Below are 15,390 nucleotides of genomic sequence, written 5' to 3'. Positions count from 1 at the left end.
TGCACCGAAACTTGTTCTGTTCAGGCGTCCGGCGGCTTGCCGCCCCGTCTGCCGGTGACACTCCGGCCGTTAGGCCGTCGAACGGAGAAGATATGGACGCTGCAATCAAATCCATCCGCCCGGGCAAGCCCTCCGACCGGCAGCCCGAGAGCCGCCCGGCCGAGCTTGATCCTGCCGAATTCCTCGCGGCCGCCGTCCGCGCCGACCAGCCGCGCCCCGCGCGCGCCGAGGCGGAAGCGGCAGTGAAGACGCTGCTCGCCTATATCGGCGAGAACACCGAGCGCGAGGGCCTGCTCGATACGCCGCGCCGCGTCGTCGAGGCTTTCGACGAGCTCTATCAGGGCTACCACCAGTGCCCGGCCGAGGTGCTCGATCGCACCTTCGGCGAGACGGCGGGCTATGACGACTTCGTCCTGGTGCGCGACATCGAGTTCACCTCGCAATGCGAGCATCACATGATGCCGTTCTACGGCAAGGCGCACATCGCCTATACGCCGGTGGAGCGCGTCGTCGGCCTGTCCAAGCTGGCCCGCCTGACCGACATTTTCGCCCGCCGGCTCCAGACCCAGGAGCACCTGACCGCGCAGATCGCCGCCGCGATCGACGAGGTCCTCAAGCCTCGCGGTGTTGCCGTGCTGATCGAGGCCGAGCATACCTGCATGTCGGTGCGCGGCGTCGCCAAGCATGGCGCCTCTACTTTCACCAGCCGCTTCACCGGCATGTTCCGCGACAATCCGGCGGAGCAGGCCCGTTTCCTGTCCCTGGTGCGAGGCACGACGCGCTGACCTCGCGACAAACCGGCGAGAGTTGCTGTGTCCGCTCATTCCCATGAGATCGAGGAGGGCCTCGCCTTCCTGCCCAGATTTGATGCCGCTGGCCTCGTGACGGTCGTCGCCACCGACGTCGCTACCGGTGACGTGCTCATGGTCGCGCACATGAACGAAGAGGCGTTGCGCAAGACGATTGCGACCGGCGAAGCCTGGTACTTCAGCCGCTCGCGCAATGCCTTGTGGCGAAAAGGTGAGACGTCGGGTCAAACCCAGCGCGTGGTCGAGATGCGCACCGATTGCGATCAGGATGCGGTCTGGATCCGCGTCGAGCAGATCGGCGCGGCCTGCCATACCGGCCGGCGGTCGTGCTTCTACCGCAAGGTCGAGGCCGAGGGTGGGGGAGCGAGATTGGTCTTCACTGAGGCGGACCGGCTGTTCGATCCCGACAACGTTTACAAGAAGTAGTCCTCTGTCATTCCGGGGCGCGCGCAGCGCGAGCTATGGTGCGCAATTGCGCACCTGAGAATCCATCGCAATGCGTCACGGGCAGCTCAATGGATTCCGGGCTCATCGCTTCGCGATGCCCCGGAATGACCAGGGCGGCGGGATTAACCCCTCCTTAACCATACCTGTCCCACGGTGAGACGACGGGCGCCGAATTGCCGGCGTCGCTCAGCGCCGCGCGGGGCGGGCCCTCCACCATGTCGATCGACAGTTTCAGTGCCACGCAGACGGCCGGCCTTGATCCGTCGCGGGCGCGTGTCGCCGGTGCGATCAAGCAGGCCTCGAACGTCTCCGGCGTCAGCTTCCAGTACATGCTGACCACGGCCAAGATGGAATCGGACTTCAATCCGACGGCCGCCGCCACCACCTCGTCCGCGCAGGGGCTCTACCAGTTCATCGACCAGACCTGGCTCGGCACGGTGAAGGAAGCGGGTGCCCAGCTCGGCTACGGCAGCTACGCCGACGCCATCACCAGGACGTCATCGGGGACCTACACCGTCGACGATCCCGTCAAGAAGCGGTCGATCATGAAGCTGCGCGACGATCCCGAAGCCGCTTCCGCCATGGCCGCGGCGCTGACGCAGTCGAACAGCTTCAAGCTCACCGGCCTGCTCGGGCGCAGGCCGAGCGACAGCGAACTCTACATGGCCCATTTCATGGGCGTCCGCGGCGCGGCGAAATTGATCGCCAATGCCGAGGACAATCCGCAAGCCGTCGGCGCGCGGCTGTTTCCCAACGCGGCGGCGGCCAACCGCCCGATCTTCTACGCCAAGGACGGCCGCGCCCGCAGCGTCTCCGAGGTCTATTCGGTCCTGGACAGCCGCTATGCCAGTGCGGCCAATTCAAAGGTAACCCGCAGCGCGATGGCGATGTATGGCGCCACGCCTTCGACCACGCAGGTCGCGAGTGCCAATGCAGTGGTGCCCACTGCGCCTGTCGTGGACAACGCCGCCTATCTCCAGACCTTCCCGAATGCCCGCACAGTGACGCCCGTCAGCGCGAGTTCGTCGACACATGTCGCGGACAATGCGACGGGCACGCCGGTGTTTCGTTCGATCTATCAACCCGGCGATGCCACGCAGCCGGTCTCGACCACGGTGCAGAAACTATGGGGCAACAGTGCCTCGCTCACCTCGGTCGCATCGGCAACGCCCGACGTGCGGCCGCCGCAACCGCTCGATCTCTTCAGTGATCGCAGCGGCACGTTCTCGAGCTAGCCGAGATCTCGTGTCCCGGACGCGCTGCGGCGCGCAAGCGCTGCTGCGCAGAGCCGGGAGCCATGCAACAAAAACTGCTCTCGACCATCTGGGCTCCGGCTCAGCAGCGCATCACTTGCGTGTTGCGCTGCGTCCGGGGCACTCCTGCCAAGCGGCTTTGTTCCCTTAACAAATCATCAATGAAACCAGCCGGTTATGGTGAACGCTTTGTTAAGCGTCGTGGTTTATTTTGTGTTGCAGGTGACGAGCCGTCATCATTTTCGTTTGTTGTGTAGCCCGAAGCAGCATGATTGTTCGGCAGTTCATTCATTGGATCAGGACGGCACCCGCAGGCGAGCGGGCCGAGGCAACACGGGCGCTGGCCCGGGCCTGGCTGATCTCCGACCTTTCTGCAGACGATCGCATCGCCGCCGAAGGCGCGCTTCTGATGCTGCTCGACGATGCCTCGCCGCTGGTGCGGCAGGCGATGGCCGAAGCTTTTGCCCGCAGCCTCGATGCACCGGCCGCAATCGTGCGGGCGCTGTCGGCCGATCAGCCGACGGTCGCGCTGCCGGTGCTCGAACATTCCCCGCTCTTGATCGACGCCGATCTCGTCGACATCGTCGCGACCGGCGGCGAGGAGGTGCAATGCGCAGTCGCCCGCCGCATCGCATTGCCGGTGTCGGTGTGCGCCGCGATCGCCGAAGTCGGCTGCGCAGCTGCCGCGCTGGAGCTGATCGAGAATCCCCATGCCGAGCTCGCCCCGTTCTCCTGGGACCGGATCGTCGAGCGTCACGGTCATCTCGCCGCGATCCGCGAGGCGATGCTGGTGCTGGAGGATCTGCCGGCCGCAACGCGTGCTGCGCTGGTGGCAAAGCTCTCCGAGACGCTGGCGCAATTCGTCGTGGCGCGGAACTGGCTGAGCGCCGACCGCGCCGACCGCATCACCATCGAGGCGCGCGACCGCTCCACCATGAACATCGCGGCGCGCTCGCGCGGCGATGACATGCAGGGCCTGGTCCGGCATTTGCGCGTCACCGGCCAGCTGACCGCGGGCCTGATCCTGCGTGCACTACTGTCCGGCAATCTGGGCTTGTTCGATGCGGCACTCGCCGAGCTCGCCGATCTGCCGCTCGCGCGCGTCTCGGCGCTGCTGCACGAGCGCGGCGGCAACAGCGTGCACGCGCTGCTCCGTCGCGCCGGGCTTCCGGAGGCGACATTTGCGGCGTTCCAGGTCGCGCTCGATGCCTGCCACGAGCAGGGCTTCGTCGATAGCGACGACGGCGCGGTGCGGCTGCGCCGGCGCATGGTCGAGCGCGTGCTCACCCATTGCGAGTCCGATCGCGGCGCCACCGAGCCGCTGATGGTCCTGCTGCGCCGCTTCGCCACCGAATCCGCGCGCGAAGAGGCACGGCTGTTCTGCGACGAGATTGTCGCGGATGATGTGGTCGATCCGGTTTATGACGATCTGATTGCGGCGTAGTTCGAAGCTCGCGATAAGGCGGGCCGGAAGAGACAGGCTCCGTCATTGCGAGCGCAGCGAAGCAATCCAGAATCCCTCCGCGGGGGCAGTCTGGATTGCTTCGCTGCGCTCGCAATGACGAGAGGAGAGAGTTCGGCCTTATTCCGCCGGTGCGATGCTCGGTGCCAGGATCACCTCGAGATGCTCGGGGCGGTCGCGGTTGACGTGGGCAAGATAATCGTCGGCGACCTTGCGCAGGCGGCGGCTGAGCTCGGCCGAGACGCTGATCCTGTCCAGCCTGGTGTTCTCGTGCACGATGGCGAGAATGGCGTTGATGTGGTGCGTGAACAGCTCGGCCGGCACCTTTTCCAGGTCAGGCGCGTGCTCGATGACGCGGCACAGGCTTTCGGCGATGCCTGCGGCTGAAGGAAAGCCGAATGTCGCCGCATCGCCCTTGATGTCATGCGCGGCGTGAAACAGCTCGTCGCGCAGTTTCTTCGTGAAGCCGTCCCTCTGCACGGCAGTCCAGGCGGCGGACAGTCGCTGGACCTCGATCGCCATCCAGTCCTTGAACTCGCCGGAGAGGCGCGCGAGCGCCTGCTCGGCGCGGCCGACCGGGTCGTCCAGGTCTTTTTCTTCGACGCGGCGCAGGACCTTGCGCAGCGGATTGGGCTGCGTGATGACTTGGTGCGTGGCGAAGGCCTTGACCTCGATGTCCTTTGCGCTGTTCTTCGCCATGATGCCTGCCTCGTCTGAAGCGGTTGCGCTAGATGGTGGAGCGGGCCTTGTCGAGCAGCGAGGGCTGCTGCAGCACCTCGTGCTTTTCGCCGACGCGTCGCTCCGGGCCCATATAGGCGGAGTTGGTGTTGCGGCGCCGGTCGGGGCCGAAATAGGTCTTGGTCTTGATGAAGGGGCGGGGATTAGCGACGACGTTGAGGATGCGCTGATAGAGCCCCTTGGCCGAGATCGGCTTGGCCAGAAATTCGGTGACGCCGGCATCGCGCGCGACCGTGACGCGACGTTTCTCCGAATGTCCGGTCAGCATGATGATCGGTGCGTAGGGATTGCCCTTGGATTCCGGCTGCCGGATCATCTGCGCGAGCTCAAGCCCGTCGAAGATCGGCATGGCCCAGTCGGTGATGACGATGTCGGGCACGTAATGGCTGTACATTTCGAGCGCCGTGGCGCCGTCCTCGGCCTCATAGACCTCGCGCGCGCCGAACGAATGCAGCAGCGTCCGCAGGATGCGGCGCATGTGCGGATTGTCGTCGCAGACAAGGAAGCGCAGCTTGTTGAAGTCGATACGGAACATGACGCCCGGGCCAAAAGCGGGTCAACCTTCGTTAACCATATCGTGCCGGGAGTTAACGAAGGGTTGCGGCCAGGGGTGGGGCGGCAGGACGCTCAGTAGCCGAACTGCTCCCGCAAGATACGCTCTTCCAGGCTGTGGCCGGGATCGAACAGCATCCGCATCGAGATGCTCTTGTCCGAAAGCACCTCGACGCGCCGGACCCTGCGCACCTCCTCGTGGTCGGCGACCGCGGCGACGGGGCGCTTGTCGTCTTCCAGCACCTCGATGACGACATAGGCGGTATTGGGCAGGAGGGCGCCGCGCCAGCGCCGCGGCCGGAAGGCGCTGATTGGCGTCAATGCCAGCAGGGCGGCGTTGATTGGGAGGATGGGTCCTTGGGCGGAGAGGTTATAGGCCGTCGAACCTGCCGGCGTCGCGACGATAATGCCATCGGCGATCAGCTCCGGCATGCGTTCGCGCTCGTCGATCAGGATCCGCAAGCGCGCCGCCTGGGAGGTCTGGCGGAACAGGTAGACCTCGTTGATGGCGTGGTGCAGGTGAACGCGGTCGTTGACGTCGGTCGCGCGCATCAGGAGCGGATTGATCTCGGATTCATGCGCCGTCTCGAGCCGTTGGCGCAGATCATGCGTCGAGTACTCGTTCATCAGGAAGCCGACCGTGCCGCGGTGCATGCCGTAGATCGGCTTTCCCGTGCGCATATGGTGGTGCAGCGTCTGCAGCATCAGCCCATCGCCGCCGAGTGCGACGACCACGTCGGCCTCATCGGGATCGCAATTGCCATAGTCCCTGGTCAGCTGGCCAAAGGCGGCTTGCGCCTCGTTGCTCGGGCTGGCGACGAAGGCGATCCGGTCGTATCGCGCAGGCTTGGTCATGGCTTCTCGGCAGGGCCGCTGGGTCGAGGAAGGTTCCGCCGGGTTCGTCTATACGAGGTAGGCCCGTATTGTCGAGGATGACCGCCCACCAAAGCTAACGGGGACGGTCCAACCGGACTTAAGCACAGAACCGGGCAATTTGAACCCGGCCGGCCGCTTCAGGGTTCGCACTGCCAATGATTCCCCAAACCGTCGCAATTTGGCGCTACCTTTCTGAGTCCCGGCGATCACGGCCGGACACGGAGGACGATCATGGTCACGACTTTGCCGGCGCTCCGCCGCGCGGGCCTGGTGTTGGCGGTGTCGGCTTTCGCGTTCGCTGGCTTTGCGTATGCGGATGAACCGCAGCCGCGCTCCGAGGCGGCCGCGCCGGCCGGACAGAAGGGGGGCCGCGGCGGTGGCGCGCAAGGCGCGCCGCAGACGTCGTCGTCCGCGGCCGAGCCGCACCGTCTGCCGCCGGATTCGACCACCAAGCAGACGCTCGATCTGCCCGGCCGGACCCTCAACTTCACGGCCACCGCCGGGTCGATCCGCGTGTTCGATGGCAAAGGCGAGCCGTTGGCCGACATCGCCTATACGTCCTACCAGCTCGACGGTGCCGAGCGCGCCACGCGTCCGGTGACGTTCCTGTTCAACGGCGGGCCCGGTGCGTCCTCCGCCTGGCTTCAGTTCGGCGCGGCCGGGCCGTGGCGGTTGCCGCTCGATGGCGAGGCCCTGTCGCCGTCGGCCTCGCCCGAGGTGAAGCCGAACGCGGAGACCTGGCTCGACTTCACCGATCTCGTCTTCATCGACCCCGTCAGCACCGGCTACAGCCGCTTCGTGGCGAGCGGCGAGGATGCCCGCAAATCGTTCTACTCCGTCGATGGTGACGCCAACTCGATCGCGCTCGTGATCCGCCGCTGGCTCGAAAAGCACGAGCGGCTGACGTCGCCGAAATACGTCGCCGGCGAAAGCTATGGCGGCATTCGCGGCCCCAAGGTCTTGCGCCAGTTGCAGCTCCAGCACGGCGTCGGCGTCAGGGGCTTGATCCTGGTCTCGCCGCTCTTGGATTTCCGCGAGTTCACCGGCACGAGCCTCCTGCAATATGTCGCGACGCTGCCGAGCTACGTGGCAGTGGCGCGCGAAGCCAAACGTTCAGTCAAGCGCGCCGACCTCGCCGACGTCGAGGCTTACGCGCGCGGCGAATTCCTGACCGACCTCGTCAGGGGCGAGGCGGACAAGGAGGCAACGACGCGTCTGGCCGACAAGGTCGCCGAACTCACCGGCATCGACCAGGCGGTGAGCCGCCGCCTCGCCGGCCGCTTCGACGTCGGTGAATTCCGCCGCGAATTCGACCGCAAGAACGGCAAGGTGACCGGACGCTACGATGCCTCGGTGCGCGGCTTCGATCCCTATCCGGATTCGAGCAGCTCGCGCTTCGGCGATCCCTCCGGCGATGCGCTCCAGGCACCGCTGACGAGCGCCGCGGTCGACGTGCTCTCGCGCAAGCTTAACTGGCGGCCCGGCGGCTCATATGAAGTCCTGAACGGTGCCGTCGAAGGTCAATGGGATTTCGGCCGCGGCATCAACCCGCCGCAATCGGTCTCCGATCTGCGCCAGATCCTCGCCACCGATGCGAAGCTGAACGTGCTGGTCACGCACGGCCTGTTCGATCTCGCCACGCCCTATTTCGCAACGAGGCGGGTGCTCGACCAACTGCCGGCCTTCGTGACGCAGCGCGTGAAGTTCGTGGTCTATCCCGGCGGCCACATGTTCTATTCGCGCGACGGATCGCGGCAGGCGTTCCGAAGCGAGGTCGAGGCGCTCATTCGGGAGTAGGCCGGCGCTTGCGCGGCGGATACCGGCGCGCGATCTCGCGTGCGACGACTTTTTTTGGCTTCACGTTCGCGCCGGCAATCCAGATGTCGCTGATCTTGCCGCGCTTGTCACGGATCCGGCGCACCGGCTCGCCGTGGCTGGAATAGCCGGCAGCCCAGGCGAGCTTGCCGGTGTCGCGGCCGGTCACTTCGATTTCGGCGGCATCCATGAACGGGTTGTTGAACTGCGGGTTGGCGACGAGCACGCGGTTGCCGGCGGGGACCAGATCGGTCGCGCCCCAGATCGTCCACCAGCGCCCGGTCCAGTCGCGCACGCGCCGGTCGGGGGCGCCGCGGGTCTGGAAGACGCGCAGGATCTGCATCGCGCCGTCCATCCAGAACGGCGCCGCGCCGTCGATCGAGTTGCTGAGGATGCTGATTGCAAGCTCGCAAGCGGGAATGGAGCAGGTCCGCGAGATATAGCCCTGGAAACCGCCGCCATGGCCGAACCAGTCCCAGCCGTCGGTCTTGCCGGCATTGACCCCCAAGCCGTAATAGGTCTCGACGCTCTGCGGGATGCGCCAATGATTTCGTGTCATCTCACGGCGGCTCGCGACCGACAGCACGCTCTTCTTCGCGTTGGGCGCCAGCTGCGCGAAGAAGCGGGCGGTGTCGGCGGAGGTGGCGACGAAGCCTGCGGCAGATGCCATCGCATGAGCGGGATTGTCGCCGGGGATCACGCAGCGCTCGCCAAACGGCACTCTTCGCGTGTGGCCGCGCGCGAAGGCTGCGCCCTTGGGAAGCGGTGCGTCCGGCTCGGTCTCGCGCAGGCCGGCCGGCGCAATGATCTCGCGCTTGATCCAGACGGAGTAGGGCTCCTTCGCAACAGCCTCGATCACGAGGCCGAGCAGGCCAAAGCCGTGATTGGAATATTTGAAGCGTGTGCCGGGGTCGATCGCGGTCGGCAGCTTCAATTCTTCAAGCAGCTCCTTGGCATCGAGATAGGGGCGGCTGTCGATGAACTGGCCGGAATCGGCGCCGTCGCGCGTCAGCCCCGCGCTGTGCGACAGCACTTGCGCGATGGTCGTCTCGGCGACGCGCGGATCGAGGCCGCCGACATATCGGCCGACATGGTCGTCGAGCCGGAGCTTGCCCTGCTCGCGCAGCTTCATGATGCCGGCCGAGGTGAAGCTCTTGGAGTGCGAGGCGATGCGGAAGCGATGGCGCGGGGTGAGCTTCTCGCCGGTGTCGAGATTGGCGAGGCCGAACGCATGCTCGGCGACGACCTCGCCGCGATGAGCGAAAGCCACGATGACGCCCGGCTGCTGGATCGTCGTCAGCTGGTATTCGATCCAGGAGCCGATGTAGTCGATCGCGGATCGCAGCCACGTGTCCATTGCGCTACCGGTTTGCGAGGGAGGTCGGTGCGAAAGGCTAGCCGAGAAAGCAGAACGGGCACAACCTGAAAGGTTGTGCCCGTTCGCGTCGTTCGAAGATGCGATGCCTTCAGTAGGTGCCTTCAGTAGACGAGCGTCGCGCCGGTCGGCTTGTCGAGCGCTTCGGCCAGCGAGCGATATTCCGAGCTGCCGGTGCCGGCGAGCGAGGCGATCTTGTCGAGGTGGTATTGCGCCTGCTCGCGGTTGCCCTGCTCGAGCTGCCAGAGGCCGTAATATTGCCAGGTGCGGACGTGGTTCGGATCGTCCTTCAGCGCCAGCTCATAATAGGCCTTCGACGACTGGTAGTCGCCGAGCTTGCGATAGGAGTAGCCGATCAGGTTGGCGACGTCGGCGACGTCGTTGCGCTTGAGCGATTTCAGCTGGTCGATCGCGCCCCTGTAATCGTGCTTGTCGTAGATCGCGGCATAGGCGGTGCGGTAGGCCGCGAGGAACTTGGGGTCGCTGACGGAAGAGCTCTTCTTCTTGCCCTTCTTGGTCGAGGTGTCCGATTTCGGCGGCGACGAAGGGTCGTCGCCGCCCGCGGCGTACGCGCTTGACAGCACCGGCGCGGCCGCCAGCGTCACGGCGACGAGTCCCGGCACAACGAGCATTGAGAGTTTGCGCATCTAAGTTCTCCGGTATGGAACGTGGCGATCCTACACGATTGCCCGAAGACCGGAACACCTCTCGGGCAAAAACATTCCCGCGTCGCACGATCTATTCGCCCGGCCGTGGATGACAAACGTGTCATCGAGATGAACGGAAGCCCGCTGAGGGCTTCAGACTGGGTTCAGTGCCCCGCGCCTAGGCTCCTCCCCACGATCGATGGGCGGGCGAGAGGGCGCCGCCTGGATGATCTTCCAAGAGGAGACCACCATGTTGAAGACCATTTCTGCAGCCTTGCTCGCAACCTCCGTGATCGCAGCCCCGGCGTTCGCCGCCGAGGCCGGCAAGACCACCACAGCCGCGCCGGTGATCAAGGCCGACCAGAGCCAGACCAAGGCGGCGACCACTGCCGCAAAACCGGAAGCCGGCGTCAAGGCCGACGCCAAGACCGACGCCAAGACGGACGCCAAGACGGACGTGAAGACGACGGACGCGAAGGCTTCCGATGTCAAGACGGACGCCAAGGTGGATGGCAAGTCGAAGGCAATGGACGCCAATGCCGCGGTCACCACCGACCAGCACAAGAGCGTGAGCAAGCATCGCCATCACGACAAGCAGGTCACGGCCAAGGAGTCGCAGAAGGCGCAGCCGGATGTGACCAAGCCCGCGACGTCTGACAAGCGCAACTGACGACTGATCGCGCGCGGCGGCATCCCTGGCATTGCCCGCCGCCGCGCGCGGACGTCAGGCCTGGCCCGTTGCCACACCTCGGGCGGAAGCCCGAGATGTCGGCGGCTGGCCGGTGCGCTGTTTTAAGCGCTGCAAGCGAATTCCCTTCATCCAGGCTTGGGGCTAGAACGTCTCCTGATCTGTTCGAGCGGAGAGCGGGGCCTGTGGGGCGATTGGCGAGATGTGCGGTGATCCTGGCGTTGCCGCTGGTGCTTGCGGCGTGTTTCGGCAGCGACAGTGACCGTCCGACTTTCATGGGCGGGACCCAGGCCGGCGGGCCGCAGCCGTTTCCCGACAATTTCCGGAGCGACACGGTGGCGTTGATGCGGGCCTATCTCAACAATCCGGTCGGCGTGCGCAATGCCGCCATGGCCGAGCCGGTGCAGCGCGAGGTCGGCGGCCGGCAGTTCTATGTGAGCTGCCTGCACTTCACCCCGCGCGAGACGGATGGGAGCTACAAGGGCATGCGCGAACGGGCCGTGATCTTCGTCAACGGCCGGGCGGACCGCGTGGTCGACCAGACCAGCGATCTCTGCGCCGGTGCGGTTTACGCACCGTTTCCGGAACTGGAAAAGATGACGCGGTAGCGCAAAGGCAGCCTTCATCGCCCGGTGTTAGACAGAAGGAGCCGGAGCCGCGGGATCACATTTCGGCGAGCTTTGAACGGGGTGGTTTCGACTTGCGACAAATCGTGGCGGCGGCCTTGCGCAGCCGAATTGACGGAACAAATTCGTGTTGTTGCCACGCCGTCACAGTCACGAACGATCAACGTTCCGGCATTGCCGCGAAGCAACCCAATTCACGCCACGTTGTTTCCCGAGTGTCGTAAATGAAAGAACGGGGATGATCATGAAGTCGATCTTGCTGGGTGCAGCAGCTCTGCTGGCGCTGGTTGCGCCGGCCGCAGCGGCCGACATGCAGCCGCGCGCCTACACCAAGGCTCCGGTCACGCCGCCGCAGGTGATCTATAACTGGACCGGTTTCTATATCGGCGGCCATCTCGGCGGCGCGTTTGCCGGCGACAACAGCTTCCAGTCGAGCGACGCGCGTTTCCTGGGCGGCGTGCAGGGCGGCTTCGACTACCAGTTCGCGCCCAACTGGGTGGTGGGTATCGAGGCCCAGTATTCCTGGCTGCCGACCAACAACAATGGCGCCATCTTCCCGCTGGGCACGCAGGTGACATCCAACACCGACCAGATCGGGTCGGTGACCGGTCGCATCGGTTACACCTGGGGACCGACGCTGCTTTACGCCAAGGGCGGTTATGCCTGGCGGAATAACGGCCTTGGCGTGAACATCGCCGGGGTGCCGCAGGCCTTCACCACCACCGGCAACAACAAGGACGGCTATACGGTCGGCGCCGGCCTCGAATACATGTTCGCGCCGAACTGGTCGGCCAAGGCCGAGTATCAATATTACAATTTCGGCAGCACCACCTTCACCTCCGGCCCAGCTGACATCGTCGGCGTTCGTGGCCGGGAGGACGAGCATACCGTCAAGGCCGGGGTGAACTATCGCTTCGGCTGGGGCGGCCCGGCCGCCTCGCGGTACTGACGGTCAGCGCCGACCCAAGACCTGAAGATCCAAGACCTGAACATCCAAGACCTGACAAAGGCCGGCTCCGCCGGCCTTTCGTTTGCCGGCCTCCCGCCTCCGGCGCCGTCTTTCCATTCCGTGAACCATCTGGCGCGTCATTTGCTTGCAAACGATGCTGGCGCGCGCCTTCTCACGCGCGTCATGGGGCTGGCGTAAAGCAAAAATAATTTTTGCGGTTTACGGAACTCGCGCTCCGGAACGCGTTATATGACAATTACCGGGCAGGTGGGACGACGGACATGCGTATCTTGGTGTCGGCAGTGGTGCTCTCGTGCTTCGGCTGCTTGCCGTGCTCTGCACAGACAATCCTCAGATCCGAGCCTCTGATGTTGGCACCTTACGAGGTCGCCTTCGTGAAGGACGCTTCATGTCCGTCGGGCAAGGTCATGAAGGTCACCGGCGCCATCCGCGGGCTGCACCGCCGCAAGGCCTGCGTGACTATGCCGGGCGAGCAGGCCTCGCTTGTGGCGGCCACCCCCTGAGCTTTCGCTCCGGCTCCGTGCCGGAGCTCAGGAATTCAGCTCGAGCTCCATTCTGGACTGCCGATCGGCCTCCGCCTTGTTCTTGGCGGGGTCCTCGCCTTGGGCCGCCTGGCACGGCTCGATCTTGTAATCATTGTCGAGCACCCGGCGCGGTCCCGGCCGCTCGTCGTCCGCCGTGACGTCCACCACGAGACCACTCCGCTCGGCGAGCTTCCAGACGTCGGCCTCGCTCGGATAGGCCTTGCTGATTTGGGCGTCATTGCAGAAGAGGGCGTAGGGCATGCATCCCGACTCCAGGAATGCCCGTTAACGAGCTTACGGGGGGAGGGGTTCCGGCCACCCGCCCGATCACGCGCCCGTGATCGTCGGGGACGGCCCTTGAGTCCTTAACGAGTCCTGAATCCCGGAAAAAAGAATCTCTGGGACTCTTCGGCCGGAATCAGCGGATGTTTTCCGCCATGACGAGCGACCTGAACACATCCTGCGGGCACATGCTCCTGCCGCTCACGCTGGCGCTGTTCGGCGCCTGCGCGGCCAATCTCTGGCTGGTCTGGTCGTGGTTGTAGGGTCCTGGCTGTAGGCCCGTGGCCCAGCCTTATTTTTCGGCCGGTGGACCTGAAGCGTCGCGGATGGCGGCACGCAATTTGGTCAGGGTCGCCGCACAATATTCCTCACGTTCGCGCTCGAAGCGCTCCTGGTGCTTGCGGAAATTGGCGATGCGGGCCTGCATCTCGGCGCGGAAATCGCCGCTCGTCCGCGGCGGCAGAGGCGCGGGCCGCGGCGGAAGGGGGGCTTGCGGCGGTTCGATCTCGACGGTGACCGCCTCCACGGTGGCGATCTCCATCGCGACGGCCGGGCCAGATGCGGGCGCCTCCGGCTGAAGGACGTCATCCTTCCTGCCGGTCACCGATTGGACGAAGGCCAGTGTCTGCGCGATCAGTGCGTCGCGCTCTCTGATCCATTTCATGATCCACCTCAGCCGCGCGTATTCCAGCAAAGCGGCTGCTTCGAATCAAGGCTGTTTGCAAGGGTTGCATATTTTTCCCGGTAGTCCGAAACTGGGCAGATGGATGCATCGAAAGAAAGACCGAACGAGGCGGAGGGCCTGAGGCTCATCCGCGCGTTCCTGACGCTGCCGCCCGGCAAGCGGGCGGAGGTGATCGCGTTTGTCGAGGAATTGGCGCGTGTCCACGGCCGGCCCGAGGAGGGCGCCAAGGCCTCGCCGAGGTGAGCGCTATCGCTCGCGTGGCTTGACGTTGGGCTCGAACGGCGCGCCGACCACCCGAACCGGGATCTGAGCTGGCGTGCGCGGAGTGGGGTCGATCACGGCTCGATCGGCGACCAGCTTATCGGGCGCCCGCCCCGGCGCCGGCTCGAACAGCGCCAACGTCCCAGCCACGGCGCTACAGCACAGCGTCACCGTCGCCAGCAGAATCATGTTTCGATTTTCTTCCTGGATCCGCATGCGCCGACAACGGCTGACGCGGGAGCCGGTTCCGGGCCGGCGTTTCTCGATGCGAAAACGGGGGCTTTAGATCGCGCCTAGTGCGACAGCACAAGGCCGAGCGCAAGCACGAACAGCATGGCCGTCGTGACGACGGCCGTCACCGCGCCGGCGACGATCTTGGCCTGCTCTTTGGGCGTGGTGGAGCGCATGGTCTCGACGAGACGAATGACGTGCGTAGGTTCGCTGCCAATTTGGAACAGTTCGGCCGGATTGTATAGTGTACCCGCGCTGCAAAAGGCTCGCCCAATGACCGCCGATCGTCCCCCCGTGCTTGCGCACGAACGCTTCCTTGCCGACCGTGACAATTTCTCAGGGCTCGATCTCGCCGCGCGGTTCGCGCGGATCGAGCGGACCAACCTCTGGGGCGCGGCCACTTCGGTGTCCGGCCTCGGCTCGGAGGATGTCGCCACAGCCGCGATCCAGGAGGCGCTGCCTGCATTGCTGCAACGGCTCGGCGCGCGCTCGCTGCTCGATGCGCCCTGCGGCGATGCAGGTTGGATCGGCCGGCTCAAGCTCGATATCGATTACACCGGCATCGACATCGTACCGTCGCTGATCGAGGCAAACCGCCGGCGTGTCGCAGCCGACGGTTTGTCCGGTCGGTTTCTCGTTGCCGACATCACGCGCGATGCGCTGCCGCACGCCGACGTCATTCTCTGCCGGGATTGCCTGGTGCATCTGAGCTTTGCGAACATCTATCGCGCGCTCGCGCAATTTCGGATGAGCGGCGCGCGCTTCCTGCTCGTCACGACCTTTCCGGAGTGGCAAGACAATCACGATTGCGAGGATGGCGACTGGCGCGCGCTCAACATGGAGAAGGCACCGTTTCACTGGCCGGCACCGCAGGCGCTGATCAACGAGCGTTGCGAGGAGGGCAATGGCGGCTGGCGCGACAAGAGCCTCGGCCTCTGGCGGACGGATGGATTGCCGGAGAACAGTTGCGCGTCAGAAGCTGGTGCCGGCTGAGGGGATTGAACCCCCGACCTTCGGTTTACAAAACCGCTGCTCTACCGCTGAGCTAAGCCGGCGATGCCTCAAGAGGCAGGGGCAGAGCTCGGCTCGCGCCGGGGCCGTCCACCCGTGCGCGCCGCAATACCAGACTTGATCGGAAAGTGCCAGAAC

At 65.2% G+C, this 15,390-nt stretch carries 20 protein-coding genes and 1 tRNA gene; 12 read left to right on the top strand and 9 right to left on the bottom strand.

Annotation, left to right across the window (positions count from 1 at the left end; all coding sequences use genetic code 11):
* Window positions 1-92: 92 nt before the first annotated feature.
* The 5 genes from folE to ACVWYQ_RS09065 all read left to right on the top strand — a co-directional run bounded on the left by folE (window position 93) and on the right by ACVWYQ_RS09065 (window position 3,953).
* A complete protein-coding gene (gene folE / locus ACVWYQ_RS09085; protein ID WP_036010520.1) occupies window positions 93-785 on the top strand; it encodes a GTP cyclohydrolase I FolE in 693 nt (230 codons plus the stop codon).
* A gap of 27 nt (window positions 786-812) precedes the next feature.
* On the top strand, window positions 813-1,235 hold the full coding sequence (gene hisI, locus ACVWYQ_RS09080; protein WP_271544651.1) for a phosphoribosyl-AMP cyclohydrolase: 423 nt from the start codon (window positions 813-815) through the stop codon (window positions 1,233-1,235).
* A 236-nt stretch (window positions 1,236-1,471) separates the two neighbouring features.
* The gene (locus ACVWYQ_RS09075) at window positions 1,472-2,491 is read left to right on the top strand and encodes a transglycosylase SLT domain-containing protein (RefSeq protein WP_404540198.1); all 1,020 of its coding nucleotides are present in this window, start codon (window positions 1,472-1,474) and stop codon (window positions 2,489-2,491) included.
* A gap of 62 nt (window positions 2,492-2,553) precedes the next feature.
* The gene (locus ACVWYQ_RS09070; RefSeq protein ID WP_275511198.1) at window positions 2,554-2,766 is read left to right on the top strand and encodes a hypothetical protein; all 213 of its coding nucleotides are present in this window, start codon (window positions 2,554-2,556) and stop codon (window positions 2,764-2,766) included.
* Between the two features lie 11 nt (window positions 2,767-2,777).
* Window positions 2,778-3,953, top strand: a complete 1,176-nt coding sequence (locus ACVWYQ_RS09065; RefSeq protein WP_275511197.1) for a DUF2336 domain-containing protein — start codon at window positions 2,778-2,780, stop codon at window positions 3,951-3,953.
* A gap of 138 nt (window positions 3,954-4,091) precedes the next feature.
* Here the strand turns inward: ACVWYQ_RS09065 and ACVWYQ_RS09060 are convergent, their stop codons facing one another.
* From ACVWYQ_RS09060 to ACVWYQ_RS09050, 3 genes are all read right to left on the bottom strand, one after another.
* Window positions 4,092-4,670, bottom strand: a complete 579-nt coding sequence (locus ACVWYQ_RS09060; RefSeq protein WP_271544643.1) for an Hpt domain-containing protein — start codon at window positions 4,668-4,670, stop codon at window positions 4,092-4,094.
* Between the two features lie 28 nt (window positions 4,671-4,698).
* The gene (locus ACVWYQ_RS09055; RefSeq protein WP_011088265.1) at window positions 4,699-5,244 is read right to left on the bottom strand and encodes a response regulator; all 546 of its coding nucleotides are present in this window, start codon (window positions 5,242-5,244) and stop codon (window positions 4,699-4,701) included.
* A gap of 92 nt (window positions 5,245-5,336) precedes the next feature.
* Window positions 5,337-6,116, bottom strand: coding sequence for an NAD kinase (locus ACVWYQ_RS09050; RefSeq protein ID WP_036010536.1), 780 nt, complete (start codon window positions 6,114-6,116; stop codon window positions 5,337-5,339).
* Between the two features lie 252 nt (window positions 6,117-6,368).
* On the opposite strand from ACVWYQ_RS09050, the gene ACVWYQ_RS09045 reads away from it, so the two are divergent.
* Entirely contained in the window at window positions 6,369-7,934 is a 1,566-nt protein-coding gene (locus ACVWYQ_RS09045) for a S10 family peptidase (protein WP_404540204.1), read from the top strand.
* On the opposite strand, the gene ACVWYQ_RS09040 is transcribed toward ACVWYQ_RS09045, so the two are convergent.
* Window positions 7,921-9,309, bottom strand: a complete 1,389-nt coding sequence (locus tag ACVWYQ_RS09040) for a serine hydrolase domain-containing protein (RefSeq protein WP_404540207.1) — start codon at window positions 9,307-9,309, stop codon at window positions 7,921-7,923. The two genes, ACVWYQ_RS09045 and ACVWYQ_RS09040, sit on opposite strands and share 14 nt — an antisense overlap.
* A 122-nt stretch (window positions 9,310-9,431) precedes the next feature.
* Window positions 9,432-9,974, bottom strand: a complete 543-nt coding sequence (locus ACVWYQ_RS09035) for a tetratricopeptide repeat protein (RefSeq protein ID WP_157280611.1) — start codon at window positions 9,972-9,974, stop codon at window positions 9,432-9,434.
* A gap of 250 nt (window positions 9,975-10,224) precedes the next feature.
* Here ACVWYQ_RS09035 and ACVWYQ_RS09030 point away from each other — a divergent pair, with 250 nt between their 5' ends.
* From ACVWYQ_RS09030 to ACVWYQ_RS09015, 4 genes are all read left to right on the top strand, one after another.
* Window positions 10,225-10,644 (top strand): His-rich protein BRANT, encoded by a 420-nt coding sequence (locus ACVWYQ_RS09030; RefSeq protein WP_404540211.1) that lies wholly within the window; start codon window positions 10,225-10,227, stop codon window positions 10,642-10,644.
* A 230-nt stretch (window positions 10,645-10,874) separates the two neighbouring features.
* Window positions 10,875-11,270 carry a hypothetical protein gene (locus tag ACVWYQ_RS09025; protein ID WP_271545094.1) on the top strand — a complete coding sequence of 132 codons (396 nt, stop codon included), beginning with the start codon at window positions 10,875-10,877 and terminating at the stop codon, window positions 11,268-11,270.
* 262 nt (window positions 11,271-11,532) lie between these two features.
* Window positions 11,533-12,237 (top strand): outer membrane protein, encoded by a 705-nt coding sequence (locus ACVWYQ_RS09020; protein ID WP_036010580.1) that lies wholly within the window; start codon window positions 11,533-11,535, stop codon window positions 12,235-12,237.
* Window positions 12,238-12,518: 281 nt separating this feature from the next.
* On the top strand, window positions 12,519-12,761 hold the full coding sequence (locus ACVWYQ_RS09015; RefSeq protein ID WP_157280607.1) for a DUF6719 family protein: 243 nt from the start codon (window positions 12,519-12,521) through the stop codon (window positions 12,759-12,761).
* A 27-nt stretch (window positions 12,762-12,788) separates the two neighbouring features.
* Here the strand turns inward: ACVWYQ_RS09015 and ACVWYQ_RS09010 are convergent, their stop codons facing one another.
* The gene (locus tag ACVWYQ_RS09010; RefSeq protein ID WP_036027710.1) at window positions 12,789-13,043 is read right to left on the bottom strand and encodes a hypothetical protein; all 255 of its coding nucleotides are present in this window, start codon (window positions 13,041-13,043) and stop codon (window positions 12,789-12,791) included.
* Window positions 13,044-13,356: 313 nt separating this feature from the next.
* Window positions 13,357-13,728, bottom strand: a complete 372-nt coding sequence (locus ACVWYQ_RS09005; protein WP_404540215.1) for a hypothetical protein — start codon at window positions 13,726-13,728, stop codon at window positions 13,357-13,359.
* Between the two features lie 99 nt (window positions 13,729-13,827).
* Between ACVWYQ_RS09005 and ACVWYQ_RS09000 the strand changes: the two genes are divergently transcribed.
* Window positions 13,828-13,992, top strand: coding sequence for a hypothetical protein (locus tag ACVWYQ_RS09000; protein WP_404540218.1), 165 nt, complete (start codon window positions 13,828-13,830; stop codon window positions 13,990-13,992).
* A 3-nt stretch (window positions 13,993-13,995) separates the two neighbouring features.
* Here the strand turns inward: ACVWYQ_RS09000 and ACVWYQ_RS08995 are convergent, their stop codons facing one another.
* Window positions 13,996-14,199 carry a hypothetical protein gene (locus ACVWYQ_RS08995; protein ID WP_157280605.1) on the bottom strand — a complete coding sequence of 68 codons (204 nt, stop codon included), beginning with the start codon at window positions 14,197-14,199 and terminating at the stop codon, window positions 13,996-13,998.
* Between the two features lie 315 nt (window positions 14,200-14,514).
* Between ACVWYQ_RS08995 and ACVWYQ_RS08990 the strand changes: the two genes are divergently transcribed.
* Complete coding sequence (locus ACVWYQ_RS08990; RefSeq protein WP_404540221.1) at window positions 14,515-15,234, top strand: class I SAM-dependent methyltransferase; 720 nt, start codon at window positions 14,515-14,517, stop codon at window positions 15,232-15,234.
* Here ACVWYQ_RS08990 and ACVWYQ_RS08985 read toward each other — a convergent pair.
* Window positions 15,222-15,296 (bottom strand) — tRNA-Thr (locus ACVWYQ_RS08985). The two genes, ACVWYQ_RS08990 and ACVWYQ_RS08985, sit on opposite strands and share 13 nt — an antisense overlap.
* Window positions 15,297-15,390: the final 94 nt, after the last annotated feature.

Source organism: Bradyrhizobium sp. USDA 3397 (assembly GCF_054060965.1).
The sequence above is the reverse complement of the archived record's forward strand: the minus strand, read 5'-3'. Positions and strand labels throughout refer to the sequence as shown.